The organism is Pseudomonas farsensis (assembly GCF_014268805.2).
GTDB classification, from domain to species: Bacteria; Pseudomonadota; Gammaproteobacteria; order Pseudomonadales; family Pseudomonadaceae; genus Aquipseudomonas; species Aquipseudomonas farsensis.
Window position 1 is genome coordinate 1,477,520 of record NZ_JABWRF020000001.1, and the last position, 21,525, is coordinate 1,499,044.

Annotated in this window: 31 protein-coding genes, 1 tRNA gene and 3 pseudogenes; 17 read left to right on the plus strand and 18 right to left on the minus strand. The window is 58.6% G+C overall.

Going from position 1 to position 21,525, the window contains the following annotated elements; translation table 11 throughout:
• Positions 1–38 precede the first annotated feature (38 nt).
• On the minus strand, positions 39–221 hold the full coding sequence (locus HU719_RS06695) for a hypothetical protein (protein WP_186534956.1): 183 nt from the start codon (positions 219–221) through the stop codon (positions 39–41).
• A gap of 220 nt (positions 222–441) precedes the next feature.
• Between HU719_RS06695 and HU719_RS06700 the strand changes: the two genes are divergently transcribed.
• Positions 442–1,602: a GGDEF domain-containing protein gene (locus tag HU719_RS06700; RefSeq protein WP_186534955.1), complete on the plus strand. Its 1,161-nt coding sequence runs from the start codon at positions 442–444 to the stop codon at positions 1,600–1,602.
• Here the strand turns inward: HU719_RS06700 and HU719_RS06705 are convergent, their stop codons facing one another.
• Positions 1,603–1,899, minus strand: coding sequence for an RcnB family protein (locus HU719_RS06705; protein WP_186534954.1), 297 nt, complete (start codon positions 1,897–1,899; stop codon positions 1,603–1,605). It abuts the gene before it with no gap.
• Between the two features lie 117 nt (positions 1,900–2,016).
• Here HU719_RS06705 and HU719_RS06710 point away from each other — a divergent pair, with 117 nt between their 5' ends.
• Positions 2,017–2,367 carry a hypothetical protein gene (locus tag HU719_RS06710; RefSeq protein WP_186517727.1) on the plus strand — a complete coding sequence of 117 codons (351 nt, stop codon included), beginning with the start codon at positions 2,017–2,019 and terminating at the stop codon, positions 2,365–2,367.
• 3 nt (positions 2,368–2,370) lie between these two features.
• On the opposite strand, the gene HU719_RS06715 is transcribed toward HU719_RS06710, so the two are convergent.
• From HU719_RS06715 to HU719_RS06730, 4 genes are all read right to left on the minus strand, one after another.
• On the minus strand, positions 2,371–3,138 hold the full coding sequence (locus HU719_RS06715; protein WP_186517726.1) for an SDR family oxidoreductase: 768 nt from the start codon (positions 3,136–3,138) through the stop codon (positions 2,371–2,373).
• Positions 3,139–3,171: 33 nt separating this feature from the next.
• A complete protein-coding gene (locus HU719_RS06720; protein ID WP_186534953.1) occupies positions 3,172–4,239 on the minus strand; it encodes a phosphotransferase family protein in 1,068 nt (355 codons plus the stop codon).
• A gap of 198 nt (positions 4,240–4,437) precedes the next feature.
• Entirely contained in the window at positions 4,438–4,755 is a 318-nt protein-coding gene (locus HU719_RS06725) for an SCP2 sterol-binding domain-containing protein (RefSeq protein WP_132841644.1), read from the minus strand.
• Positions 4,756–4,810: 55 nt separating this feature from the next.
• Positions 4,811–5,524: a histidine phosphatase family protein gene (locus tag HU719_RS06730; RefSeq protein WP_186534952.1), complete on the minus strand. Its 714-nt coding sequence runs from the start codon at positions 5,522–5,524 to the stop codon at positions 4,811–4,813.
• 198 nt (positions 5,525–5,722) lie between these two features.
• Here HU719_RS06730 and sohB point away from each other — a divergent pair, with 198 nt between their 5' ends.
• On the plus strand, positions 5,723–6,742 hold the full coding sequence (gene sohB, locus HU719_RS06735) for a protease SohB (RefSeq protein WP_186534951.1): 1,020 nt from the start codon (positions 5,723–5,725) through the stop codon (positions 6,740–6,742).
• 143 nt (positions 6,743–6,885) lie between these two features.
• Positions 6,886–6,959 (plus strand) — tRNA-Cys (locus HU719_RS06740).
• A 96-nt stretch (positions 6,960–7,055) separates the two neighbouring features.
• On the opposite strand, the gene HU719_RS23565 is transcribed toward HU719_RS06740, so the two are convergent.
• Complete coding sequence (locus HU719_RS23565; protein ID WP_225917118.1) at positions 7,056–7,931, minus strand: site-specific integrase; 876 nt, start codon at positions 7,929–7,931, stop codon at positions 7,056–7,058.
• 178 nt (positions 7,932–8,109) lie between these two features.
• Between HU719_RS23565 and HU719_RS23570 the strand changes: the two genes are divergently transcribed.
• Positions 8,110–8,403, plus strand: a complete 294-nt coding sequence (locus HU719_RS23570; RefSeq protein WP_225917119.1) for a hypothetical protein — start codon at positions 8,110–8,112, stop codon at positions 8,401–8,403.
• Between the two features lie 395 nt (positions 8,404–8,798).
• Here HU719_RS23570 and HU719_RS06755 read toward each other — a convergent pair whose 3' ends face one another.
• Positions 8,799–9,026: a Lar family restriction alleviation protein gene (locus HU719_RS06755; protein ID WP_186534950.1), complete on the minus strand. Its 228-nt coding sequence runs from the start codon at positions 9,024–9,026 to the stop codon at positions 8,799–8,801.
• Between the two features lie 120 nt (positions 9,027–9,146).
• Between HU719_RS06755 and HU719_RS06760 the strand changes: the two genes are divergently transcribed.
• Positions 9,147–9,656 carry a ferritin-like domain-containing protein gene (locus HU719_RS06760; RefSeq protein WP_186534949.1) on the plus strand — a complete coding sequence of 170 codons (510 nt, stop codon included), beginning with the start codon at positions 9,147–9,149 and terminating at the stop codon, positions 9,654–9,656.
• A 41-nt stretch (positions 9,657–9,697) separates the two neighbouring features.
• Here HU719_RS06760 and HU719_RS06765 read toward each other — a convergent pair whose 3' ends face one another.
• From HU719_RS06765 to HU719_RS06770, 3 genes and pseudogenes are all read right to left on the minus strand, one after another.
• The gene (locus HU719_RS06765) at positions 9,698–10,573 is read right to left on the minus strand and encodes a manganese catalase family protein (RefSeq protein ID WP_186518554.1); all 876 of its coding nucleotides are present in this window, start codon (positions 10,571–10,573) and stop codon (positions 9,698–9,700) included.
• A gap of 59 nt (positions 10,574–10,632) precedes the next feature.
• Positions 10,633–10,725 (minus strand): annotated as a pseudogene (locus tag HU719_RS23680) (con-10 family general stress protein); the annotation flags it as partial.
• A pseudogene (locus HU719_RS06770) lies at positions 10,726–10,986 on the minus strand (con-10 family general stress protein); the annotation flags it as partial.
• 314 nt (positions 10,987–11,300) lie between these two features.
• Between HU719_RS06770 and HU719_RS06775 the strand changes: the two are divergent.
• Both HU719_RS06775 and HU719_RS06780 read left to right on the plus strand, forming a co-directional pair.
• Positions 11,301–11,519, plus strand: coding sequence for a hypothetical protein (locus tag HU719_RS06775; protein WP_186518550.1), 219 nt, complete (start codon positions 11,301–11,303; stop codon positions 11,517–11,519).
• A gap of 447 nt (positions 11,520–11,966) precedes the next feature.
• A complete protein-coding gene (locus HU719_RS06780; RefSeq protein ID WP_186518546.1) occupies positions 11,967–13,037 on the plus strand; it encodes a M28 family peptidase in 1,071 nt (356 codons plus the stop codon).
• Here the strand turns inward: HU719_RS06780 and HU719_RS06785 are convergent.
• The 4 genes from HU719_RS06785 to HU719_RS06800 all read right to left on the minus strand — a co-directional run bounded on the left by HU719_RS06785 (position 13,021) and on the right by HU719_RS06800 (position 14,721).
• Complete coding sequence (locus tag HU719_RS06785) at positions 13,021–13,464, minus strand: DUF421 domain-containing protein (RefSeq protein WP_186534947.1); 444 nt, start codon at positions 13,462–13,464, stop codon at positions 13,021–13,023. The two genes, HU719_RS06780 and HU719_RS06785, sit on opposite strands and share 17 nt — an antisense overlap.
• A 9-nt stretch (positions 13,465–13,473) precedes the next feature.
• On the minus strand, positions 13,474–13,980 hold the full coding sequence (locus HU719_RS06790; RefSeq protein ID WP_186534946.1) for a hypothetical protein: 507 nt from the start codon (positions 13,978–13,980) through the stop codon (positions 13,474–13,476).
• Between the two features lie 10 nt (positions 13,981–13,990).
• Entirely contained in the window at positions 13,991–14,413 is a 423-nt protein-coding gene (locus HU719_RS06795) for a CinA family protein (RefSeq protein ID WP_186534945.1), read from the minus strand.
• A 101-nt stretch (positions 14,414–14,514) separates the two neighbouring features.
• Positions 14,515–14,721: a hypothetical protein gene (locus tag HU719_RS06800; RefSeq protein WP_186534944.1), complete on the minus strand. Its 207-nt coding sequence runs from the start codon at positions 14,719–14,721 to the stop codon at positions 14,515–14,517.
• Between HU719_RS06800 and HU719_RS23575 the strand changes: the two are divergent.
• A pseudogene (locus HU719_RS23575) lies at positions 14,645–14,880 on the plus strand (PLD nuclease N-terminal domain-containing protein). The gene HU719_RS06800 and the pseudogene HU719_RS23575 overlap by 77 nt on opposite strands.
• 212 nt (positions 14,881–15,092) lie before the next feature.
• Here the strand turns inward: HU719_RS23575 and HU719_RS06805 are convergent.
• On the minus strand, positions 15,093–15,821 hold the full coding sequence (locus HU719_RS06805) for a hypothetical protein (protein ID WP_225917120.1): 729 nt from the start codon (positions 15,819–15,821) through the stop codon (positions 15,093–15,095).
• A gap of 377 nt (positions 15,822–16,198) precedes the next feature.
• Positions 16,199–16,405, minus strand: a complete 207-nt coding sequence (locus HU719_RS06810) for a DUF6434 domain-containing protein (protein ID WP_186518538.1) — start codon at positions 16,403–16,405, stop codon at positions 16,199–16,201.
• 332 nt (positions 16,406–16,737) lie between these two features.
• On the opposite strand from HU719_RS06810, the gene HU719_RS06815 reads away from it, so the two are divergent.
• From HU719_RS06815 to HU719_RS06835, 5 genes are all read left to right on the plus strand, one after another.
• The gene (locus tag HU719_RS06815) at positions 16,738–17,094 is read left to right on the plus strand and encodes a hypothetical protein (RefSeq protein WP_225917121.1); all 357 of its coding nucleotides are present in this window, start codon (positions 16,738–16,740) and stop codon (positions 17,092–17,094) included.
• Between the two features lie 312 nt (positions 17,095–17,406).
• The gene (locus HU719_RS06820) at positions 17,407–17,682 is read left to right on the plus strand and encodes a hypothetical protein (protein ID WP_186534943.1); all 276 of its coding nucleotides are present in this window, start codon (positions 17,407–17,409) and stop codon (positions 17,680–17,682) included.
• Positions 17,683–17,794: 112 nt separating this feature from the next.
• Positions 17,795–18,055 carry a DUF6429 family protein gene (locus HU719_RS06825; protein ID WP_186534942.1) on the plus strand — a complete coding sequence of 87 codons (261 nt, stop codon included), beginning with the start codon at positions 17,795–17,797 and terminating at the stop codon, positions 18,053–18,055.
• 43 nt (positions 18,056–18,098) lie between these two features.
• A complete protein-coding gene (locus HU719_RS06830; protein ID WP_186534941.1) occupies positions 18,099–18,578 on the plus strand; it encodes a GNAT family N-acetyltransferase in 480 nt (159 codons plus the stop codon).
• A gap of 80 nt (positions 18,579–18,658) precedes the next feature.
• Positions 18,659–18,964, plus strand: a complete 306-nt coding sequence (locus HU719_RS06835; RefSeq protein ID WP_186534940.1) for a hypothetical protein — start codon at positions 18,659–18,661, stop codon at positions 18,962–18,964.
• A gap of 4 nt (positions 18,965–18,968) precedes the next feature.
• Here the strand turns inward: HU719_RS06835 and HU719_RS06840 are convergent, their stop codons facing one another.
• The gene (locus HU719_RS06840; protein ID WP_186534939.1) at positions 18,969–19,319 is read right to left on the minus strand and encodes a hypothetical protein; all 351 of its coding nucleotides are present in this window, start codon (positions 19,317–19,319) and stop codon (positions 18,969–18,971) included.
• A 237-nt stretch (positions 19,320–19,556) separates the two neighbouring features.
• Here HU719_RS06840 and HU719_RS06845 point away from each other — a divergent pair, with 237 nt between their 5' ends.
• The 3 genes from HU719_RS06845 to HU719_RS06855 all read left to right on the plus strand — a co-directional run bounded on the left by HU719_RS06845 (position 19,557) and on the right by HU719_RS06855 (position 21,444).
• A complete protein-coding gene (locus HU719_RS06845) occupies positions 19,557–20,153 on the plus strand; it encodes an NAD(P)H-dependent oxidoreductase (protein WP_186534938.1) in 597 nt (198 codons plus the stop codon).
• A gap of 23 nt (positions 20,154–20,176) precedes the next feature.
• Positions 20,177–20,776 (plus strand): TetR/AcrR family transcriptional regulator, encoded by a 600-nt coding sequence (locus tag HU719_RS06850; RefSeq protein WP_186534937.1) that lies wholly within the window; start codon positions 20,177–20,179, stop codon positions 20,774–20,776.
• 233 nt (positions 20,777–21,009) lie between these two features.
• Entirely contained in the window at positions 21,010–21,444 is a 435-nt protein-coding gene (locus HU719_RS06855) for a hypothetical protein (protein ID WP_186518524.1), read from the plus strand.
• Positions 21,445–21,525 lie beyond the last annotated feature (81 nt).

Below are 21,525 nucleotides of genomic sequence, written 5' to 3' on the forward strand. Positions count from 1 at the left end.
CGCGCTATAAAGCGGCCAGTCAGGCAGTGAAAGACGCGTTAGCGGTAGCCGCGGTCACGGTACTGGCGATTGTCGTCATCACGGTCACGGTCATGGCGCGAAGAGTGGCGGTGATCGCGATCACGCCAGCCGTCATCGCGGTCATGGTGATGGTGGTGAGAGCAACCGCCGAGCAGCAGCATGGCGGCGATCAGAGAAACGCTGGCGATACGTGGAAACATTGGCTAGGTCCATGATCGGTAACGGTTTACCGGGCAGTTTCTAGGACCTGAGACGTTCATTTTGGTTCTCTGTTGCGCAAAATATTGCCGTGCTTTTGACCGTTGCCGGGTTTGATAGCTGCTGTTCTGTCCCGCTGGGCCATGGCTGCCTGCGGACATGCGCCCTAGACTTGCTCTCAGGCTGCAACCAAGACGGCCACTGCCTGCACGGTGAATCACGATGATCGCCCATACCCCGACGCTGTTCGCCGCTGTTGCCCTGGTTGCGACCATCCTGGCTTTTTGCCTGTTGCTGGTCGGCCAGCTCAACCGCCGCGACAACTTGCTGTTGACCGGCTGCGGGCTGCTCGCCCACGCCTTGGCCTATGTCTGCTACACGCTGTACGACCACGCGCCACTGTGGCTGACCTACCTTGCCGGCAACAGCCTGTTATCACTGGCGCTGGCGTTCTATTCGGCCAGCCTGTTCCGCTTGCGCGAGCAGCCTGTGCCGTGGCGCCTAGTGTTTGCCATCCCGCTCTGCATGCTGCTGGGGTTGAGCCTGTTGCTCGATACCCTCGAGCCGCGCATGTTGTTGGCAACCCTGGTGCTGATGCTGCAATGCGCCTTGTTGCTAGTGTGGGCGCAGCGCCATGCCGAGCGGCCAGGGCGTGCGCACCTGTTGGTGTCGATCGGCGCGGGTATCAGCCTGATCGGGCTCGGTATGCGGGTGGTGGCGGTGCTTGCAGGCGGCGCGGGCGAAATGCGCTACGACATCAGCAACCTCAAGCAAACGGTTTCGGTCAGTATCGGCACAGTCACGGTGATGATGTTCTCCATCGGCCTGGTGCTGATGGCCAAGGAGCGCAGCGAAGCGCGGCTGCAACACCTGGCGCTGCACGATGTGCTGACCGGCACCTATAACCGTCGGGCCATTCTGGATAATTTTGCCCAGGCGCTGGAGCAGGCACGCAGCGCCCAGGCGAGCCTTGCGCTGGCGATGATCGATATCGACCACTTCAAGCGCATCAACGATATGCATGGCCATCTGGCGGGTGATGAGGTGCTGTGCCACTGCGTTCGCCAATTGCAGCAGCAACTGCGGCTCCAAGACCAGCTGGGGCGCTATGGCGGCGAAGAGTTTCTGGTGTTGCTGCCCGGTGTACCACTGGCGCAGGCACTGGATACGTTGCAACGCATGCGCGAGGCCATTGCGGCCGACCCTGCGCACTTTGCCGGCCGTGAAATCGGCCTGCGCTTCAGTGTCGGGCTTTGGTGCGCGGTGCCTGGGCCTGCAGACACCGTCGCCAGTGTGCTGGCCCAGGCCGACGCTGCGCTTTATCAGGCCAAGGCCGGTGGGCGCAACGCGGTGCGGCTGGTGGCCCTGGCGGGCGCCGGTTGATCAGGACCCAGGCTGGATTGCCAGCACTACGCCATTGGTGATCTGCACCAGCACATACTGTTTGCCCATGAGCACCCAGTGGCTTTCTTTCTCAGGAGCCGGCAGGCCCTTGGCGCGCCAGTCCTTGATGGCCTTGTCCTCACGCTTGTACTCGTCGGGCGCCTTGTCGCCGACTTTCAGCTCCCGGTTGTGGGTTTCCGGGGCCTGGACGCTTTCCTGCTTTGACTCGGCAGCCGTGGCGGCGAGGGGCAGGGCGCTGGTGAGCAGCAGGGCGCAGAACAGGGGGCGAAGGTTCATGGAGTGTCCTCAGGTTATCTACGGTGTCTTGTTCTGCGACAACGGCTTGGGGCGCAGAATTCACTCTGCTACTCAGCAATGCTAGAGTCGCGTTCTTTTTTGCCCCGAGGATGGAACATGCGAGCGATTCTGCCGATGACTGTGGCGCTGCTGTTGGTGGGTTGCGCATCGTCAACCATGGAAGCGGCGCGCAACGGCGCACCGACCGCGCAGTTGGCCTCGCACAAGGCCCCGGACCTGGTCGCCCAGTGCATCCAGTTCAGCTGGCAGGAAGAGCGGGCCTTTGGCGTGGACGCCAGCGGCTACCTGCAAGCGCGTAAAACCGGAGGCTTCACGGTATACACCCGCGAAGCCGAGTCGTTCGTCGATGTTTACGCCCAGGCCGGCGGTACGCGGGTGGACTACTACGCGCAGAAAGACGACCAGGTGGCCCTGCAGCGCAAGGCGGCAGCGGCTACGTGCCTGTAGCGCTCAGGACAGGAAGCCGCCATCGACATTGAGCGCAGTGCCGGTGGTATAGCTGGAGGCTGCGCTGGCCAGGTACAGCACCGCACCTGCCATTTCGCCAGGCTGCGCCACGCGCTTGAGCGGGATTTGCTGCAGGGCGGTGTTGAGAATGGCGTCGTTCTTGACCAAGGCCGAGGCGAACTTGGTGTCGGTCAGGCCCGGCAGCAGGGCGTTGCAGCGGATACCAAACTGCGCGCATTCCTTGGCGAACACCTTGGTCATGTTGATCACCGCCGCCTTGGTGATCGAATAAACGCCCTGAAACACACCCGGTGACACGCCGTTGATCGACGCCACGTTGATGATGCTGCCGCCGCCATGCTCGCGCATCAGCTTGCCGGCCTCCACCGACATGAAGAAGTAACCGCGAATATTCACATCCACGGTCTTCTGGAACGCCCCAAGGTCGGTGTCCAGCACATTGCAGAATTGCGGGTTGGTGGCGGCGTTGTTGACCAGGATATCCAGGCGCCCGAACTGTTCGCGAATGTTGGCGAACACCTGGCCAATCTGCTCCATTTCACCAATATGGCAGGCTACTGCAGTGGCCTTGCCCCCGGCCGCGATAATTGCATCGGCCACCGGCTGGCAGCCGTCGAGCTTGCGGCTGGAGACGATCACATGGGCGCCTTGCTGGGCCAGCAGGTGGGCGATGGCCTCGCCGATGCCGCGGCTGGCACCGGAAACGAAGGCAATTTTGCCGTCGAGGTCGAACAGCTGGGTCTTGGACATGCCGGTTTTCCTTATGGTCGGGCGTTGCCAGGGTTACAGGGGAGACCTGCCGATCAGTTGCAGGCTCATCTGTTCAAGCAAGCGGTTCATCTGGATGAACTGGGCAAAGCGCTTGTCCTGTGTCTGGCCGTGGAAGAAACGGTAGTAGATTTGCTGCACGATGCCGGCCAGGCGAAACAGCCCGTAGCAGTAATAAAAGTCGAAGTTGTCGATGTGGATGCCGGCACATTCTGCGTAATGGTCGACGAATTGCCGGCGGCTCAGCATGCCGGGAGCATTGCTCGGTTGGCGGCGCATCAATTGCACCGGGGCCGGGTCGCCCGCCTCGATCCAGTAGGCCAGGCTATTGCCCAGGTCCATCAGCGGGTCGCCCAGGGTGGCCATCTCCCAATCCAGTACGCCGATGATGCGCATCGGGTTGGCGCTGTCGAGGATGACATTGTCGAAGCGGTAATCGTTGTGCACGATGGCCGGGCGCGGGTGATCGGCGGGCATCTTGTCGTGCAGCCAGGTGATTACCTGCTGCCAGTGCGGGGCATCAGGGGTCAGGGCTTTTTCGTAGCGTGCGCTCCAGCCTTCGATCTGGCGCTGCACATAGCCCTCGGGTTTGCCAAGATCGGCCAGCCCGCACGCGTTGTAGTCCACTTGGTGCAGCTCGACCATGCGCTCGATGAAGCTCTTGCACAGGGCTTCGGTGCGGCTGGCGTCCAGGTCAAGCTCAGCGGGTATGTCCGAGCGCAGGATGATGCCCTTGACCCGCTCCATGACATAGAACTCGCTGCCGATCAGGCTGGCGTCGGTGCAGTGGGCATACGCCTTGGGGCAGTACGGGAAGCCGTCGTTGAGCTGGGTAAGAATGCGAAACTCGCGGCCCATGTCGTGGGCCGACTTGGCCTTTTGCCCGAACGGTGGGCGGCGCAGCACGAATTCCTTGCCGGGGTAGGTCACCAGGTACGTCAGGTTGGAGGCGCCGCCCGGGAACTGGCTGACGGCCGGGTTGCCGATCAAGCCCGGAATGTGAGCTTTGAGGTAAGGGTCGATGACACTGGCATCAAGCTCCTCGCCGGGGCGCACCTGGGTGGACTGGTCGGTCAGCGTCATGCGGTTTCCTTATGGGCCAGGGCGGAGACTATTGGTTAATCTAATTTCCCGTCGTTATTGGTACAAGCGTGCCAGGCGTATATAGGCTCGGGTGTTGCCGAGCGATCACTGGGCTTGATAACCGCATAACCACAGGCCAGGCGAAAAAAAACCGAAGCGCATCAGGCTTCGGTTTTTTGGTGGCGGTGACTGCGTCGATCAGGACGGGAACAGTTCGCTGAGTTTCATCGACAGCATCATGTCGCCTTCAACACGCAGCTTGCCGCCCATGAACGCTTGCATGCCATCGGTTTCACCGCTGACGATGCCTTTGAGGGTTTCGCTGTCCATGACCAAGGTGCAGTTGGCGTCTGGGTTCTCGCCTTCTTGCAGGTCGCAGGTGCCGTCCTTGACGATCAGCGCGTACTGCTTGTCTTCATCGGTGATGTTGAAGCCGAACACCAGGTCCAGGCCAGCAGCGGCGGATGGGTTGAACTTCTCTTGCATCTTTTTCACGGCATCGGCGACGGAGGTCATGGTGTATTCCTTATTAAGTGATTTTTGTGTCCCGGGGGGACTAAACAGGCCGGGCTCATCGGTAGGTGATGAGCTCCGGCGCCTGCAACAGCTGCACATGGGCTTGGCTGTTGAAGGAAGCCAGTGCCACGTCGCGCCCGCGGAACTTCAGCTGGCTGAGCGACGTGTTGATGATTTGCCAGTTCAGGGCAAAAGCCTGCGCTGGGGTAATGCCGGTAGTCAGGTGGAGCAGGGCAGCGATGGTGCCGCCTGAGGTGAAGACCGCTATGTCGTCACCGCTGGCAGCCTGGGCCAGCAAGCGTTGCAGGCCAGCGCCGACACGGCTGGTGAAGGCTTGCCAGGTTTCCAGATGCGCATCCGTGGCATGGTCGCCGGCGTGCCAGCGTTGTACCAGCAAGGCGAACAGACGCTGAAACTCGCTGCGGTGCTGGGCACCGTTGCGCAGGATGTGTAGCGCTTCGGGCTCATCGGGCAGCAATGCGGGCAGCAGCGCGCGAATCACGCCGTCGGCATCGAATTCGTTGAATGCAGTATCGGTGTCTATGGCCGGAACGTTGGTGCCATTGCCTTGCATGGCCTGCAGCGCCAGGCGCGCGGTGTCTTGCTGGCGGCGCAGGCTACCGGCGACACAGCGCTGCAATTGCAACCCTAGCTGAGCCATGTGCTCACCGAGGGCGACACTCTGGCGCTCGCCGATGGGCGAGAGCACGTCGTAATCGTCGGCACCAAATGAGGCTTGGCCATGTCGGATCAGGTAGAGGTTGCCCACAAAGATGTCCGGCCTGGGTGGAGTTGCTGCGAGGTTAGGACGCCCCAGTCGGGCTGTCAACGAAAAAACATACAAGCGTTTGAAAAGGTTGTTTGAACTGTGTTGCCAGCGTTTTCCCTGGCTGGCAGTGGGGTTTGCGCACCGGTATGCTTGGCACTGTTTCGCGCCGATGGGGCGCAGGTCTATCAAGGAGTCACTGTGGAGTTTCTTGCCGAATACGCAAGCTTTCTCGCCAAAACCGCAACGCTGGTCATCGCCATTCTGGTGGTGCTGTCGGCGATTGCCGGCCTGCGCGGCAAAGGGCGGCGCAAGCAGGGTGGACAGTTGCAGGTCACACGCCTGAACGAAGTGTATAAAGAGCTGCGTGAGCGGCTGGAGTCGGGCCTGTTCGACAAGGCCGAGCTCAAGGCGCTGCGCAAGCAGCAGGCGAAGGCCGACAAGGCACAGAAAAAGAAAAAGCCCGAAGATAAGCGCCGGGTGTTCGTGCTCGACTTCAACGGCGATATCAAAGCCTCTGCCACAGAAAGCCTACGCCACGAAATAACTGCGCTGCTCACCCTCGCCACCCCGCGTGACGAAGTGGTGCTGCGCCTCGAAAGCGGTGGTGGCCTGGTGCACAGCTACGGCCTTGCCGCCTCGCAGCTGGCGCGCATCCGCGAGGCGGGTATTGCGCTCACCATCTGCATCGACAAAGTCGCCGCCAGCGGCGGTTACATGATGGCGTGCATCGGCCAGAAGATTGTCAGCGCGCCATTTGCCGTGCTCGGCTCTATCGGCGTGGTCGCCCAACTGCCGAACGTAAATCGCCTTCTTAAGAAGCACGACATCGACGTCGAGGTGCTCACCGCCGGTGAGTACAAACGCACGCTCACCGTGTTTGGCGAAAACACCGAGAAGGGCCGTGAGAAATTCCAGGAAGACCTGGACGTGACTCACCAGCTGTTCAAGGATTTCGTAGCCCGCTATCGCCCACAGCTGCATATCGATGAGGTCGCCACCGGCGAAGTCTGGCTCGGCATTGCTGCGTTGAACATGCAGTTGGTTGACCAACTGGGCACCAGCGATGAGTACCTCAGCCAGCGTGCCAGCGAAGCCAACGTCTTCCACTTGCATTACGCCGAACGCAAGAGCCTGCAGGAGCGAATTGGGGTGGCAGCCAGCGCAGCGGTGGAAAACACCGTAGTGGGTTTGTGGAGCAAGCTTGGGCGGCTGCGCTAACACCTTGAACCTCTTGAAGAATTTTTTCTTTAAGGGGGTTGCAAGGTGAAACGATTGCCGACATAATGGCGTCCATTGAAACGCAGCTGGTTTGAAAAAGCGCAGCAGTTTCAAGGAGATAGCGAAAGCTCGCTCCAACTTGAGGCCGAGTAGCAAAGTGGTTATGCTCCGGATTGCAAATCCGTCTACGCCGGTTCGATTCCGACCTCGGCCTCCACATTCGAAAGCCCCGCAGATTAACGTCTGCGGGGTTTTTATTTGTGGGTCTAAAAAGCCATGGGTTCCGAAACTAAAGGGGTGGAGTTCCGAACCTTCAGCTTTTTGAAGGCTTGGCGATAGCTCCGACGCGGCGATAGCCGCGCTCTGTGATTCCCTCTTTCGAGTGCCCCAGAAGCAGGCTTGCTTCATTCAGATCGTTGATCTCCGAAGCTGCCTTCGGTCGGATATCTCGGAACTGGAACTGGAACTGGAACTGGAACTGGGACTGGGACTGGGACTGGAACTGAGCGATTCGATTTGCCAGGTCTGGCTTCTTCTCGACTTCAGCCTTCGTCCTGGCAGCCTCGCGAGCGTCCGCCCACCCGTTGCGTAACATCGGCCAGCTCATGCGCTTCCCGTAGTTGTCGACCCATTCGCCCGCATCGCTTCCAGCTGCTGCCCCGAACATGTGGTTGAGCAGCTCATCGCCATCCGTGAGGAATACGGCAGGGTCGGCCTTGCAGACGGTGCCGGAATGTACGGTATCGCCCACCTTGAGGCCATTGCCAAGGCCTGGGCCGAAGCTTGTGCCTTCCGCGGCGCTGCCGAAGTTGTCGCGGATCAGAGCGGTAAGGTTCGGGTAATCCCACGATCCGTCGACGCCATTCAGTGACCAAGCTTCCTCGGCCTTGCGCCGAACCCAGCTAACGCACGGCCCTTCCTCGGTATCGAAAATTCCAAGCAGAAACCACTCTGGCCCTGGGCATTCCGGCTTCCACCCGAGGCAATGGCAATCCCCATCGGCGTAGGGGTGCTGCTCACCGATATCTGAGTCCATGTGCCACTGTTGTAACTCAAGGCCCTGCTGTACAAGCCAGGCCTTAAAGGCTGCCACGTCCTCTTCGAACTCCGGTCCGTCGGGATGGTGCCACCAGCCGTCTTGATCGCGCTCAATAGGCGCTCGTTGGATTAGTTTCAATGCTTCGGACATAGAAATTCCTTCGTCGCAATTATGTGGAAGCAGTTATACAAAGGAAGTTGTGCGTACAGTTTTAAATGCCGTTGGTCTAGTCAGGAAATATGTGCCGCTTAAATAGATAGCCCAGTACATCTGGTGAGCTATCTTTAATCGCCTTAATTACCTCAACGGTTTATTCAAGGATGGCTGTATGAGAATTCGCGGAGATATCTTTTGGGAATGGGCCGATCCTTCGCTGCATCACCGAACCCATGAAGAAACCCTCAATGACGGCACTTTCATCGACGTACAGGTACGGTTATCGCGGACGGGCACAACTCAGTTGTTCTTGGGCGTGTACTCGCCTTCAGGCATGGCATTGGACGAGGAGGCCTATGACTCACGCCCTGGTGAGTCAATGACGCGCGCGCTGGCCTGGGGCGTAGGGCGAGCTCGCCATATGGCCGTGGCTCCTGCGGCATCTAAGCGAGGAGCGAAGTCGTAGCCGAAAGCTCGTTTTCTGGTTGGGGTACAAATGTGCGCTTGGCGTCAGGATGGCGTGGTCAGGCTTCCACAACGTTGGTTTCACCGATCGGCTCGCACTGGCAGATCGTGTCGGTCAGCTTCTCGAACAGTTCGCTGTCCATATGCTCCACCACCTCAGCACGTGACACGCTGACGGAGCGGCGCTCGCCGTCGGGGTGTACGCGAACGTCATCTGCGATGCCCCCACGGCAGATGGCGACTGGAGTGCGAGGCCCTTCACGGCTTCGCTGTAGATGAACTTGATCTGGTTCCACGGGATCGTGTGGCGCTGAGCATATTCACCCTCGCCATCGCAGATTTCGCAGCCCTCTGTGGGCCCGACCAGTTCGCGCGCAGCGAGGCGATGAGGTTTTTTTACTGATCTACAACTGTGCGCAGCCGCTCGGCTCTCGCATTCCACAGCTCGATCGCCTTGTCGCGGCCTGGCTGCTCTTCGCCCTCATCCTGTGCCACGCTAACTGGGCCACGGGCCAGGCAAGCCTCATGCGGCCCAGTCAGGCCTTGGCAGATCACCACTGTGGCGTCGCTGTCTAGGCGCTCGATGAGAAAGTCCTGCTGGCCGCAGAAGGGGCACGGCAGCATCTCGCTGACAGCTCAGCCTTATCGAGGCTGGTGGTGTAAAACCACTTGTCGATCCAGGTGAGCTTCGCAGATGTCATGGGTTCTTAAGAGCTACCTACCACTGCAAGCGAGGGATAGATCATGGCAACTCCAAAGGAAAACCTACTGGACTGGCTACGTGACGCACACGCGATGGAGCAACAGGCAGAAAGCATGCTTAAGGGCCAGGCAGAGCGCTTGGAGCACTACCCAGAACTCAAGGGGCGAATTGTCAGGCATATCGAGGAGACACAAGGCCAGCAGCGCGCACTGGTGGAGTGCATCGAACGCCTGGGGGGCAGCACGTCTACATTCAAGGACCTGGCAGGCAAATTGATGGCGTTTGGCCAAGCGGTAGGCGGCATGACCATGAGCGACGAGGTGGTCAAAGGCGCGATGGCAGGTTACGTCTTCGAGAATATGGAAATTGCTTCATACACCGTGCTCATCGAAGCAGCGCAGATGGCCGGTGACAGCGCCACGGAGCAAGCTTGTCGCTCGATTCTCGAGGAAGAAGTCGCCATGGCGCAGTGGCTGAAGGAGCATCTGCCGGAGGTAACCCGCGCGTTCCTGACGCGGTCGGCTGACCCTGACGCTGAAGCCAAGCGCTAGGCGGTGAGGCGCCGCGCCGGGAATTCCGGCGCGGTCTTTTCTCATTGTTGGCCAGTATTCACCTTGCCCAGTTCGGCTCCTGTCAGCGGCTGGGCATCAGGATCCGATTGAGTGCGCAGCTTCATTGCCTCCACTGTCTGCGCGCCGACCTCGTCGAGCTGGACACTGGCCGAGCCATCACCACCGTCCACCGCTGGCTGAGGCTCGTCCACGTAAATCCAGTGCTCCCCTTCATTCCATGCGCCGCGCATTTCCTCCCCTTGGGACAGATTGAAGTAGGTCCGATTGAACTCAGGGTCACCCGGCAATTTACCCTGCGGGAAATTAGGCTGGATGGCGTGCAGCGCCTTCTCGAAGGACATCTGGTGGGCAATCTCCCGGCTCATGAGGAAACCCAGGGCGTCCTTGATGCCGGGGTCATCCGTCACGTTTATCAGCCGTTCATAAACGATCTTGGCCCTTGCCTCGGCGGCAATGTTTGAGCGCAGATCCGCAGTAGGTTCACCGATGGTGTCGATGTAAGCAGCGCTCCAGGGTACGCCTGCAGAATTTATCAACGGTGCGCCGGCCCCATACAACAGGCTGGTAACATGCGAGTCGTTGCCTGCGCCTGTCAGAGAGCGGTACAGCTCTCCTTCTGCTTCAACGCCTTCTGCCAAACTGCCTTTGGCACCTTTATTCAGCATCACCACGATCGAACCGATGATTTCCAGATGACTCAGTTCTTCGGTGGCGATGTCGTAGAGCATGTCCTTGCGTCCTGGATCATCCTCGCTGACGGCCTGGGTGAAGTAGCGCATGGCGGCCGCCAACTCGCCCTGCGGCCCGCCGAACTGTTCCAACAGCAAGTTCGCCAAGCCTGGGTTGGGCTGCGCCACGCGGACGGTGTATTGCAATCGCTTGTTGTGCATGAACATAAACTTTCCTCATCAGTGTGCAGAGGCAGCAGAACTGCCCCTGCGCGTTTCACGGATGACTAGCGGTTGTCGTCACTTTTACGACCGCCGCCATGGCTATGTTGGCCACCGACCCGCCCGGCTTCGGAGGCTTTCTCACGGTCATTGGCAAAGTTGCCCCCGGAAGCCTGACCCCCTTTATGGCCAGCCTCGGAAGCTCGCTCAGGGTCGTTCTTGAAATTCCCCCCCGACGCTTCACCGCCTTTTTTCCCAGCTTCGGAGGCGCGCTCCGGGTCGTTCTTGAAGTTGCCGCCAGACATCTGGCCGCCCTTGTGCCCGGCCTCGGATGCTTTATCGCGGTCGTTGGCGAAGTTGCCTGGATTGGTGTTGGCGTTGCCGCCTTGGTTACCGCGGTCGTCTTGATTGCTAGCCATGATTGACACCTCATGTCGGTAGTTACACAGGAAGGTCTGTGTTCATCAGTGACCGAGGTCAAGCGGCATGATGTGCAAAGAATTCTGGATTGATCGACGGAATGCACTAAAGAGCTGGGCTCGTTTTTCTAGAGGAGTTGAACAACACGCGCGGGCATTCAAACCACTATTAACCGCGGTGCAGAAAGCAACGGCACAGGCATTTAGTACCGAGTGCGATAAAGGACTTTTTCAACCAGTTATCAATTGGGCTGAACGGATGCGATGAGATTGGTATCCATCCAACTAAGCCCCCAGCGCACAGGATGTTCGTCATGTCCCATCACCTGTATTTAATCAGCTACATCCTCGACAACCAGCCTGGTACGTGCGAGTTACGTTGCGACCAGGAAAATCTGAGCCGTGAGGACGCCCGCGCGTACCTTCAAGGCCTCCATAGAAACGAAGCGACTTCTTTCACCGATGTTCAAGTACAGCGTATCGAGCATGAACACGTGCGTGGCACGTCACCAGGTCACTATCAGCAGCCCTAGGTGCTATCGGTATGAACGCAATCACAGAGCAGATAGCCCAAGAGCAGTGCCGTTGTCTTGCGCTCAATGACTGGTTTGCGCTCTACGATGACGTAGCGCGAATGCCCGAGCACGCACCACGACGAGCTACTCAGTCTTGCCGACGAGATGGATCGGGTCGGGCTTATTGACTGGCGCGAATGTCGAGACCTGAAACAACTTGCTGGCCGCGGGTACCTTCTGGCCATTGCAGGCGGTGATTATCACGCTATTGGGACAGGCGCCTCATCTATGGATGGCGGTGGGGCTTAACGACGTAATTTGGGATCCGATGCCGCTGCTGTGCGGGTCAAGGTCCGTCCGCATGCGTCGCATCCTGGCCACCACAGTCGGCACTGTTTGGTGCTGCTGAACACATGAGCGGCGGCAGCGGTCTACTGGCGCCATCTGAATTGACGAGGAATGGCCATGGAGATCTTGCCTTTACTGGAGGCGTTACTGCACGCCCGTGGGCCTGGCGGCCAGGAAGACGAGGTGCGGGTGGTCGCACGACAGATGCTGGCAGAAGTTTGCGATGAGATTTTCACCGACAATGCCGGCAACCTGGTGGGAGTTGTTCGGGGTGCCGATAAAGGCAGCCCCGATGCAGCGATACGAGTCATGGCCCATCTCGACGAGATCGCGATGATCGTCAAGAAAGTTAGGCAGGACGGTACGCTGGAAGTCATGGCACTGGGCGGCGCGCAGCCGATCTGCTTCGGAGTATGCCCCGTTGACATCCTCGGCGACGCCCTAGTGTTACCAGGGGTGTTGTCATACGGGTCGATGCATAACAGCGGGCATAGCGCCAATGGGCGTGACGTGCTTTCCGGTGCGGTGAAGTGGCAGGATGTCTACGTCGTGACCCGCCAATCCAAGCAGGCGCTGGAACATGCAGGCGTTCGCCCTGGCACCAGGGTGGTGCTCAGCCAGCACTGGCGTAAACCGTTCAAAGTGCATGATTGCATCGCTGCACACTTTCTTGATGACCGAGCCCCGCTGGCGGCGGCACTTCACTGCGCACACCTGCTACAAAACCGGCGCAGCGAACTGCACCAAGATGTGTGGTTCGTCCTGACAACGCTCGAGGAGGAGTCCAATGCCGGCGCTATGTATGCAGCCGCCAGGCTGCCAGGTGATACGACGATAGCCGTGGAGGTCGGGCCAGTACTGGACGAGTACGGCACCCAGCTATCGGCCGACCCTATCATCAACACCGGTGACCAGAAGGGATACTACAGCCGCAGTGTGGTGCAGGCCTTGATGGCGGCAACGCGCAGAGCCGGCTTCACGCCGCAGCCAGCATTGCTAGCCGACTTTGCGTCTGATGCGAGTGCTGTGCTCAGTACTGGTACTGATGCCTGGGCGGGGTGTATCGCGATTCCGACAGAAAATACCCATGGTTTCGAGATGGTACTGGTCGAGGGAATCACAGCCTGCTCACTCAGTCTGACGGAGTATCTCCTGCGGCCGGATGCGGATGTCACTCCTTGGGGATGACTGAAATCTTGCCGTTGCGCTCAACAATGGCGAACTTGATCTGCTCGACATGTTCGATGCCTTGGCTGTCCCGTGCCGACTCCAAGATGTCATCTTCTGTCAGCCGCGCCCGGCGCATACGCTGGTGCAGGAAGCGGCCCTGTTCGACCACTAGGGTTGCATGACCATCCAGCAATCGCGCTAGCGGTTTCGAATTGAGCTTCGCCAGCGACAGACCGACGTCCAGAACAATCAGGGTTGCGATCACCAGCATGGCATTGATGAAGGAAAAGTCGTCGCCGAGCAGCGCCTGCTGGGTTGCCTCGCCAATTATCAGCAAGAGGACAAAGTCGAAGGTGGTCAGGTCTGCCAGCGAGCGTCGACCGGCAACGCGAAACAGTAGCATGAGAGCGACGTACATACCCGCCGCGCGAAGGATGGAGTCCATAGCTCGTTCCTACGGATAAAGGAAGGTGGAGAAACTTACTGCGCTGGTCGGACTAGTCCTGACGATACCTTCCAGGGTGCCGACAGATTCACTGCGCAAGGTCAGGTAGAGCGTGGCGATACCGTCTCGACTGGTGCCGAGCTGCAGTAGCAGCGCCTCGCCGTGAGAAATGGATGACTGCGGCTCGGGTTGCATTGTTTCGATACTGGCTTCACGCAGCAGGCTTCCTCCGAGCATTACTTTCACAGGTTTCCCGGCTATACCGTGAACGGTGATGCGCAGGTCGTCCGTGGTGCCACTGCGGCTGAGGCGCTGGTACTCTACTTGTATACGCCCGTCAGTGCTGGTGACCTGGGCGTCGCTGAGCGGGCCGTTGCCGAAGGCCCCGGCCAGGGCCAGTAGGATAATCACTACCAAGACATACCAGCCCACCCGCTCGAAACGCCATACCCGCTCCTGCATGCGTATGTCCTCTTCTACCGGCTCATGCCTTGAAAGCAACTCGTCTTCATTCATGTCCCTGTCCTCAGGCTGATTCCCCGCGCAGCCAGCGTCGGCGGTAAAGTGCCAGGCGCGACAGCTCGTAGTGCGCACCTTGGCGCATGGCATCGGCACGTTCGCCAAAGGAGCGCTGAATACGGCCAGCGGGCCCGGTCGTGGCGAGGGCTACTGCTGCATCACTGCCTTTTAGAGCGCCTAAGGCCATTTCCCACGTGACGGCTTCGCTAGTCAGGCCGTAATGCTCGATAGTCAGCGGGCTCACTCCGATCAGGCGCTGCTTGGCTTGAGGCGAATACACCCCGTAGCCGCTTTCCAATACCTCGCCGGTACCGGGAAGATCTGCCAGTAGCGTGACCATTGCGCCGGCCCTGCAGGATTCGGCTGTGGTGAGCAGTAATTTATGGGTTTTGGGGTATCCCAGTGCGTCGATAACAGGGTCCGCGTCCATGACACGTCCTCCTCTGGATGTTATGTGGTGGACGCGTTTGCGCTTGGGTTGGTTCAGAGTTAGAAGCCTCGCCTGTCCAGGCCAAGGGAAATGTCCTGAACTTAGATGAGCTGAGCGGCTTCTTCAGGGTAACTGGGCTGCGGTGAAACCGAGTCGCTGCAGCCGCCTAGTACCCAACGAGGAGAAAGAATCATGACTGATCCGGTGACGTACTTCTGGATCGCTGTTTCGGTGATCATCTTGCTGGTCGATTTGTGGGCAATCATCAGTGTGTTTCGCAGCGACAAGGCCGACGTGACAAAGGCCATGTGGCGCTCATGTTGCTCGCGTTGCCTGTCGTCGGCTTGGCTATTTGGGCCGCCATGGTTGGGCTCACAACGAGCGGGAGGAGGGGGCGCCATGGGGTTGCTCTGGTTCGAGTCAGAAGCAGAGTGGGAGTGACGCCAGCCAGGACGGCGGGCGTGTAGGTAGGGTGCCGAGAAGGGTAAAAATCGGTTCCAAAACTGAAACACCGACCCTTGTAGAATGCGGCCTGTAGCCGCTCCGTTTCGACTTTGTTTGGGAACTGATAACGTGCTGCAAGCCGCATTAGCGGGGCTTTTTAAGCCTGCAGATTGCCCAAACCCCTGCATTTGGGACAAAAAGGGGACGGCCAAGCAAATTGCGTGTCCGCCAGTGTTCACTCCGCAGGCAGTGTCAAGCCGTAGCAGGCCAGCACCAGTATCAGCGCACCAATCACCATTAGCACGTAGTTGAGCGGCGTGAAGCGCGCGTTGCTGCGACCCTCAGGATCCCCAGCGGCAGCGTTCAGCCCGCGCTGGCCCAGCCAGGCGATCCAACCGGTGACCGGCAGGATCCCCAGGCTGACCATGTCAGCAATGGGGAAACCGATGTTCCGCCGCGCCAGAGTGTCGGCAAGGTTGCTGATGAGCAGGCCAATCACGAACAGCGTCGCCAGCCCGACAGGGCGCCACTGGAAGTCGCTGCCGTCACGCTTGAGCTGGTTATCGGCTTCGCGGTACAGGGCGTGGGTAAAAAACAGCGCGAAGAATGCCCTGGCTATCGGCCACAGTTTTTCGCCTTTGCTGCGTTCCAACTGCTTCCAGTTCTTGTAAGCCCAGTAGATCTGGTACAGGCCTATAGACAAAACCCAGAGGGTGAGGAATTTGCCTTTGGACACCACGTAGAAAGGACGGTGTTTGTTTAACGGGTGTGCGGTGGTCGGGCCTGGTTGGTTTGGGGTGTAGGTGGTTTCGGGCACGCGCAGTCCTTTGATTGGCCGGAACAGGGCGGCGGACATTAGCGCATGTCGAGTGCTAACGCCAACTTCAACCCGGCGCTGCCGGCATTTCTCTCCATGACGGGTTTGTCCTTTACGACGATGTCGCGCGAAGATGCGACTGCCCATGTGCGCACCACGACGGGTTGCTGCGGCTCGCCGATGAGTTACCCGCGCGTCGTTGGGGCTTCGGGGGCTGGATGATATAGGTCATCCTCGCCCGGGCATGTCGGCGGGCTCATGTGGTAAAAGAGGGTGTCAACTAGGAGATTCGATATGGGCAAGACAGCCAAACCCTTTTACTTCGCGGGTTTACCGCTTGTTGCGATAGGCACTGCCTTCGCCGCCGTTGGCGCTTCGGGGCAGGAAGCCTTCGGGTACACCGCAGTTGGTCTGCTCGTGCCTGGCCTGGTGCTGCTTGTCACGGCCTACTGGTCAAGACGCCGGGGGTCTTGAGTTGTAGGGGAGGAGTTGGCTGATGAACCTTCTGCCGAGCCGTGCCTTAGTCAGCGGCGCTTACGCAGCCATTCATCTGCGACGTCGCCCATGGTGACAGGTGCGCCGCTCTTGATCCAAGCCATGAAGGCACGATCGAACTTGAATGCCTCGCCACATTCGCGGGCCAGGAACTGTCTGACTTTCTGAGTGTTGCGGTAGTTGCTATCGAGTGGGGTGGTTCGGGTAATCGGCCCTGAGTGCCAGTTGACGCTCATCTCCATATCCTTTGCTTGCGGATTCGCATGAAGGCTAACACCGCTCGCACCACATGGCACTACCGCGGGCACCGTCGACCAGGTGATTGGGGCTCTTGACGTTAGCCCGCCGCGGCGCTGGTTGTTCAGGTTGGTTCAGGGGCCGTATGATCTGAACGGTTTCGCAGTTTGTTACTGAGCCTCACCCCATTGAAGGACATGAGCATGGGAAAGTATTTCGATAATTCAGGCCTGTTCAAGGCTGCTTCGTATTCCTGCAACGTGCTTCCGGCCAGCGGCATCGCCAGCTGGGAGCGGAAAAATAGTTCGCTGAATACGAAGGAATTTTTGATATGTCCAAAGAACTACTCGGAGTTTCTGCTCTAGGCTTGATGGTGGTCGGTGAGTTCTGTGCAATCTACAGTGAAGTGGTTGTCGCCAAGCTCGCCCAAACAGGAAGTGCTTCGTGGGAGACACTCTTTCTTCCCTTGGTACTGATGTGTTTTGCAGGTATTTGCCTACTGGCAGCATACTGGCTTGGATACGTTGCAGTCGGTGATATCTGGATCGTCACCGTGGTGTCAGTGACCTCTTTGTTGCTTCTTGAGCCCGTCGTTGTCTGGGCTCTGTTTCATGAGTCACCTGGGCGGGGAGCGCTCATTGGCTTCACGCTAGGTGCCTTAGGCATGCTGGCCACTGTAGTGCTGTAACTTGCCGTTCCGGCCCAGCATTCAATTGCTGGGCCAATCGCAGGGTCTTCCTGAGCTTGAACCAGCCAATCAGCGCGCTTCGCACTGCGAGGCGGTGAAGGTGCCGTCCTCCGCTCGGCGGGCGCTATAACCACCGCAGCGGAGCTGGGGCCCTTCTGATCGGGCACATATCCTTGACCTGCCCACCTATCCAGCATGGATGGAAAGCCAGTGGCGAGCTCTGTAGTGTCGTAGTACGGTCCGCCTTCAACTCACCCCCGGCACCTTACCTCTAATCCCACGGACCGGGGCTCTCATGACCTGGGAGGTCGAATGGACGTCGCACAGAAGATCAGCCAACAAGAATTGGATAACGCCTTGGTGGCTTTTGCTCGTTACAAAATCGGAGAAATCAAGGTCTTCGACTTGGAACAGGTAATGAGCTTCGAGGCTGGCCAAGCCTTGTCCGAAAGTGGGCTGGTCCGGTTCTCGATAACCAAGATGGTGTCAGGCCGGTATCGCATTAGCGATGAAGGGGAGAACGCCATCACACAGGCTGGTCGAGATCGCCTGCAGTTGATCCGCACAGTGGCACCGTGGCAGAAATAGTGTACACCCATAGGGGAGAAATCGAGGTAGTGTCCACCGTGGAGCAAGGCACGGTATTCAAGGTGCTGCTTCCGATTACCTAGGTGCTGTCTGTACTGATGGAGAAACGATCATGCAATACGACGACAAACTGATTGAAGATGCGGTGCTTGCTTTGTTGGCTATCTACAGTTTCGACGAAGGTACGGCGTGGAAAGGGTTCGACTTCGAGATCATGAATCGGCTGCATGAGCATGGTTTCATCAGTAATCCAGTTAACAAAAAAAAATCCGTCTGGTTGACGGAAGAGGGGTTGGAGCGAGGGCGAGAGGTAGCGGCCCGGCTGTTTCGGACAGGGGCTGAAACGGAGCAGGTACCCGACTCGCAAACCTGATTTAGTACCTGTAAACGTGGATAGGTGGATATCAAGCAAAGCGATGAACATCCGAGCAACGACCGAGAAAGACTGGAGGCTACTGAAGCAGGTCAGGCTCGCCGCGCTGCTGGACGCGCCAACGGCTTTCGGCGTCAGTTACACAACTGCTGCGGGCTACGACAGCGACCAGTGGAAACAAAGAGCCTCTTGCGCGGGTACCGAATTCTGGCTGGCGTTCCAGGAAGGGCAGCCCATTGGAATGGTCGGTGCAACAGTCAGCGAATCAAACCGCTTTAATTTGATCGGGATGTGGGTTGAGCCCGCTGCTCGTGGTTGTGGCATCGCAAAACAGTTGGTCGATGTCGTCAAGGCTCGGTCTTCAGCGCGAGGTTTTGACGGCGTTTTCCTGGATGTTTCCCCTGGCAACACTACAGCCTCAAGCTTCTACTTAAAGCAGGGCTTTGTCTTCCTGGGTGAATGGGAAGCCTTGGAAAGCCACCCGCATATCACTGTCCAGACAATGCAATGGATGCCGCGCTGAACCCATCAGTTCGCTTTGCTGCGCATTTCGTGGGCTCGCTGCGCAGTTCGGTGGTCTAGGCGCCGACAAAAAGGTACTGCATGCTCAATGAAACAGTTCGCCCTCTGGAAGACCCCGTCCACCTGTTCGCCACGGTACGGCAACCTTGTGAATATCGTCCCAACGTTACGGCCATTGTGCTGTTTGGCCTGAGGGTCGAAGGCGCGGGCGAACCGCCGGTTTATCTGGAGATTCGGTTCATCGATTATCACAGTCTGCAGGTTGAAGGCGACCACCTGATGTTGTCACTGCAGGATGCGGTGGCGTCCGCGCATGTCGATTACGGTATCTTGCCAAGTGATTGGCGTGTGATGAGCCAAGATGAGATTGACCGTATTGACGGCTAGCGGGCTATATGGAGTTCTTGATGTCCTGATGGCTGCTATTTTTGCCTGCATGCCCAAGCGCATCTAGCTTCTTCGAAACCTCCCAGTACTCGGCCTGGTAATGAAAGGTCATTCGCTCCATGGCGGTGGCTCTCTTGAATGCCAAGCCTGTCGCGATGATTGCCAAAAGGTTGACCACGCTCACCCCATGCAGCAGCAAATCCCCCGCCGCGAAAGAGCCGATGTACAGAAAGGCCAACAGTATCGCTACATAAAACTTTCTCTTGCTGTGCCAACCAAGCCTATACAGCTCATTCTTTGTCTCTATAAGCCTTTCGATTTCGGCAGTGGTGCTTTCTGGTGCCGCAGCGTCCATGTTTCAGTACTTCCTTGTCAGCACAGGTCAGGTGGTGTCAGCGGCGGCGAGCATATGGCCTGAGCAAAGCCAAGTAAAGCAATGCAACCTGGGGTTGCCGGCTGTGCAGAACGCCCCCCGGTTCAGGGCTAGGGAGGCGTGCTGCTCGACAAGCTACTAATCGTAGGTTACCTTTGGTAGGTAGTAGGCTATTCTCTTTTGCCGAGAGAGCCTTATCTGGTATCTGGAGAGCTAACCATGCACAGCTTGATTGTCGTTGCCCACCCCGAGCCCCATTCACTCACCCATGCCATCGCCCAGCGCATCGTGGGCGGTATCACCGCCTCAGGCTCGCAGCACACCATTGAGTTGGCTGACCTTTTTGAAGAGGGCTTCGACCCGCGTTTCAACCCGTCGGACCGCGCATTGTTTCTCAAGCAGTCTGCACCGCCTGCTGACGTTGCTGCTGAGCAAGAGCGGGTGGATCGTGCTGATGCGCTGGTTTTGGTTTTTCCGATCTACTGGTGGTCTTTCCCGGCATTGCTCAAAGGCTGGATTGATCGCGTCTTCAGTCAAGGCTGGGCTTACGAAGACAGTAGTGACGGCCGGGTGCAGAAGAAACTGCAGCGTTTGCAGGTGCATCTGGTCGCCATAGGCGCCGCTGACGAATGCTCCTTCACCCGGCATGGCTATGCGTCTGCCATGAAAACGCAGATCGATCACGGGATTTTTGACTACTGTGGTGCCGAGGTCCGCAGTTCGTCCGTGCTGTTACCGGCTGATAGCGACTACCCGCTGGCCTACCTGGAAAGGGCGCACGCTATCGGTACGCGCATCTTCGCTTCACAGGTGTAAGGCGCAGTGGGACAATGCGGCCCATGAACTCGTCTACTTCCGTGCCTTCACGCCGACGCCTGACCCGAGAAGCCCGCGCCCGCCAGTTGCTGGAGGCTTCCTGGGCGTTGATCGCCGAGGAGGGCACGGATGCGCTCAGCCTCGGCCGCCTGGCTGAGGCCGCGGGCGTTACCAAACCTGTGGTCTATGACCATTTCGGCACGCGTAACGGCCTGTTGGCCGCGCTGTACGAAGACTACGACATTCGCCAAACCGCGCTTTTCGATGCTGCGATAGCCGCCGTCGAGCCCACCTTGCAGGCCAAGGCTCGTGCGTGTGCCAACGCCTACGTGGATTGTGTGATGGCCCAGGGGCGCGAGATCCAGGGTGTCCTAGCCGCACTTAGTGGCTCGCCAGAGTTGGCGATGGTCAAGCGCGAGTATCAAAAGGCGTTCATCGGCAAGTGTGCCGGGATATTCGCCCCGTTTTCCGGGCCTGGTGGTGCTTCCAGCTCCAGTCTTTGGGCCATCCTAGGGGCAGCCGAGGCGCTGTCGGATGCTGCACTGGCAGCAGATATCACCCAAGAGCAGGCAAAAGAAGAGTTGCGGCTGACGATTGTGGCGGCGGTTCAGCGCAGCCATTAACGCCAAACGGCGACGGCAGCCGCTATCGGGCTTTTAACAGCGGTATAGCCACCGGCATATCGTGCGGGCAAAAGAAAGCCCACCGAGGCGGGCAAGGTCTATCACGTAGGGATGAGTTCATAGTGCCGGGGCCAAGGTGAAAAAAGGGTGAAAGAAACATCTTCGTCATGTGATCATTTCGATCAACTGCACCTTCGTGCATATATCACTCTTGAACGGATCTTTTGTGCGAGATGCTTCTGATAGATGACGATGCTTGGGACTTTCACCTGTTCGGCGCGAACTTCGAAAGTGAAGAACACGCCCAGCTGTACATCTTCGAGCAGTGGGAAGCAGAGCCGCCCGCCACAGCCAGTGACGATGAATACAGTGCCTGGGAAGAGCGTAATCCGACTTGGCGATTGGCTGAAGACCTTGAGTTCCATATGGACTCTGACTTTGTCGAGTATCCAGGCGGGATAGAGGGTGTTCTGTCGCAGATGCGTTGCCCAGCTGAACGGGCTCAGGTAATCGCCAAAGGCTCAGCGTTTACCCACTTCATCATGATTGGCAGCAACCCGTCAGCCATATGGTGCGACCGTCGCTCGCTTTCCGATCAAGTTGAGCCGGTGACGCGCCTGCCCGAAAGCACCGCAACCATCACCTATCTGGGCAAATACAGCACGTAACGGCGAGCCCCGGCGCTGCGTGGCTTCAAGCCGTTTCGGTTTGGCGTGGGGGCGGATATAGTGGTCTCGCCCCGGGCACAT

Coding starts and splice junctions, on each gene's coding strand:
- HU719_RS06695 (WP_186534956.1), bottom strand. CDS start 221: ATGTTTCCACGTATCGCCAGCGTTTCTCTGATCGCCGCCATGCTGCTG.
- HU719_RS06700 (WP_186534955.1), top strand. CDS start 442: ATGATCGCCCATACCCCGACGCTGTTCGCCGCTGTTGCCCTGGTTGCG.
- HU719_RS06705 (WP_186534954.1), bottom strand. CDS start 1,899: ATGAACCTTCGCCCCCTGTTCTGCGCCCTGCTGCTCACCAGCGCCCTG.
- HU719_RS06710 (WP_186517727.1), top strand. CDS start 2,017: ATGCGAGCGATTCTGCCGATGACTGTGGCGCTGCTGTTGGTGGGTTGC.
- HU719_RS06715 (WP_186517726.1), bottom strand. CDS start 3,138: ATGTCCAAGACCCAGCTGTTCGACCTCGACGGCAAAATTGCCTTCGTT.
- HU719_RS06720 (WP_186534953.1), bottom strand. CDS start 4,239: ATGACGCTGACCGACCAGTCCACCCAGGTGCGCCCCGGCGAGGAGCTT.
- HU719_RS06725 (WP_132841644.1), bottom strand. CDS start 4,755: ATGACCTCCGTCGCCGATGCCGTGAAAAAGATGCAAGAGAAGTTCAAC.
- HU719_RS23565 (WP_225917118.1), bottom strand. CDS start 7,931: ATGTCCGAAGCATTGAAACTAATCCAACGAGCGCCTATTGAGCGCGAT.
- HU719_RS23570 (WP_225917119.1), top strand. CDS start 8,110: ATGAGAATTCGCGGAGATATCTTTTGGGAATGGGCCGATCCTTCGCTG.
- HU719_RS06755 (WP_186534950.1), bottom strand. CDS start 9,026: ATGCTGCCGTGCCCCTTCTGCGGCCAGCAGGACTTTCTCATCGAGCGC.
- HU719_RS06760 (WP_186534949.1), top strand. CDS start 9,147: ATGGCAACTCCAAAGGAAAACCTACTGGACTGGCTACGTGACGCACAC.
- HU719_RS06765 (WP_186518554.1), bottom strand. CDS start 10,573: ATGTTCATGCACAACAAGCGATTGCAATACACCGTCCGCGTGGCGCAG.
- HU719_RS06775 (WP_186518550.1), top strand. CDS start 11,301: ATGTCCCATCACCTGTATTTAATCAGCTACATCCTCGACAACCAGCCT.
- HU719_RS06780 (WP_186518546.1), top strand. CDS start 11,967: ATGGAGATCTTGCCTTTACTGGAGGCGTTACTGCACGCCCGTGGGCCT.
- HU719_RS06785 (WP_186534947.1), bottom strand. CDS start 13,464: ATGGACTCCATCCTTCGCGCGGCGGGTATGTACGTCGCTCTCATGCTA.
- HU719_RS06790 (WP_186534946.1), bottom strand. CDS start 13,980: ATGAATGAAGACGAGTTGCTTTCAAGGCATGAGCCGGTAGAAGAGGAC.
- HU719_RS06795 (WP_186534945.1), bottom strand. CDS start 14,413: ATGGACGCGGACCCTGTTATCGACGCACTGGGATACCCCAAAACCCAT.
- HU719_RS06800 (WP_186534944.1), bottom strand. CDS start 14,721: ATGGCCTTTGTCACGTCGGCCTTGTCGCTGCGAAACACACTGATGATT.
- HU719_RS06805 (WP_225917120.1), bottom strand. CDS start 15,821: ATGGGCAGTCGCATCTTCGCGCGACATCGTCGTAAAGGACAAACCCGT.
- HU719_RS06810 (WP_186518538.1), bottom strand. CDS start 16,405: ATGAGCGTCAACTGGCACTCAGGGCCGATTACCCGAACCACCCCACTC.
- HU719_RS06815 (WP_225917121.1), top strand. CDS start 16,738: ATGTCCAAAGAACTACTCGGAGTTTCTGCTCTAGGCTTGATGGTGGTC.
- HU719_RS06820 (WP_186534943.1), top strand. CDS start 17,407: ATGGACGTCGCACAGAAGATCAGCCAACAAGAATTGGATAACGCCTTG.
- HU719_RS06825 (WP_186534942.1), top strand. CDS start 17,795: ATGCAATACGACGACAAACTGATTGAAGATGCGGTGCTTGCTTTGTTG.
- HU719_RS06830 (WP_186534941.1), top strand. CDS start 18,099: ATGAACATCCGAGCAACGACCGAGAAAGACTGGAGGCTACTGAAGCAG.
- HU719_RS06835 (WP_186534940.1), top strand. CDS start 18,659: ATGCTCAATGAAACAGTTCGCCCTCTGGAAGACCCCGTCCACCTGTTC.
- HU719_RS06840 (WP_186534939.1), bottom strand. CDS start 19,319: ATGGACGCTGCGGCACCAGAAAGCACCACTGCCGAAATCGAAAGGCTT.
- HU719_RS06845 (WP_186534938.1), top strand. CDS start 19,557: ATGCACAGCTTGATTGTCGTTGCCCACCCCGAGCCCCATTCACTCACC.
- HU719_RS06850 (WP_186534937.1), top strand. CDS start 20,177: ATGAACTCGTCTACTTCCGTGCCTTCACGCCGACGCCTGACCCGAGAA.
- HU719_RS06855 (WP_186518524.1), top strand. CDS start 21,010: ATGCTTCTGATAGATGACGATGCTTGGGACTTTCACCTGTTCGGCGCG.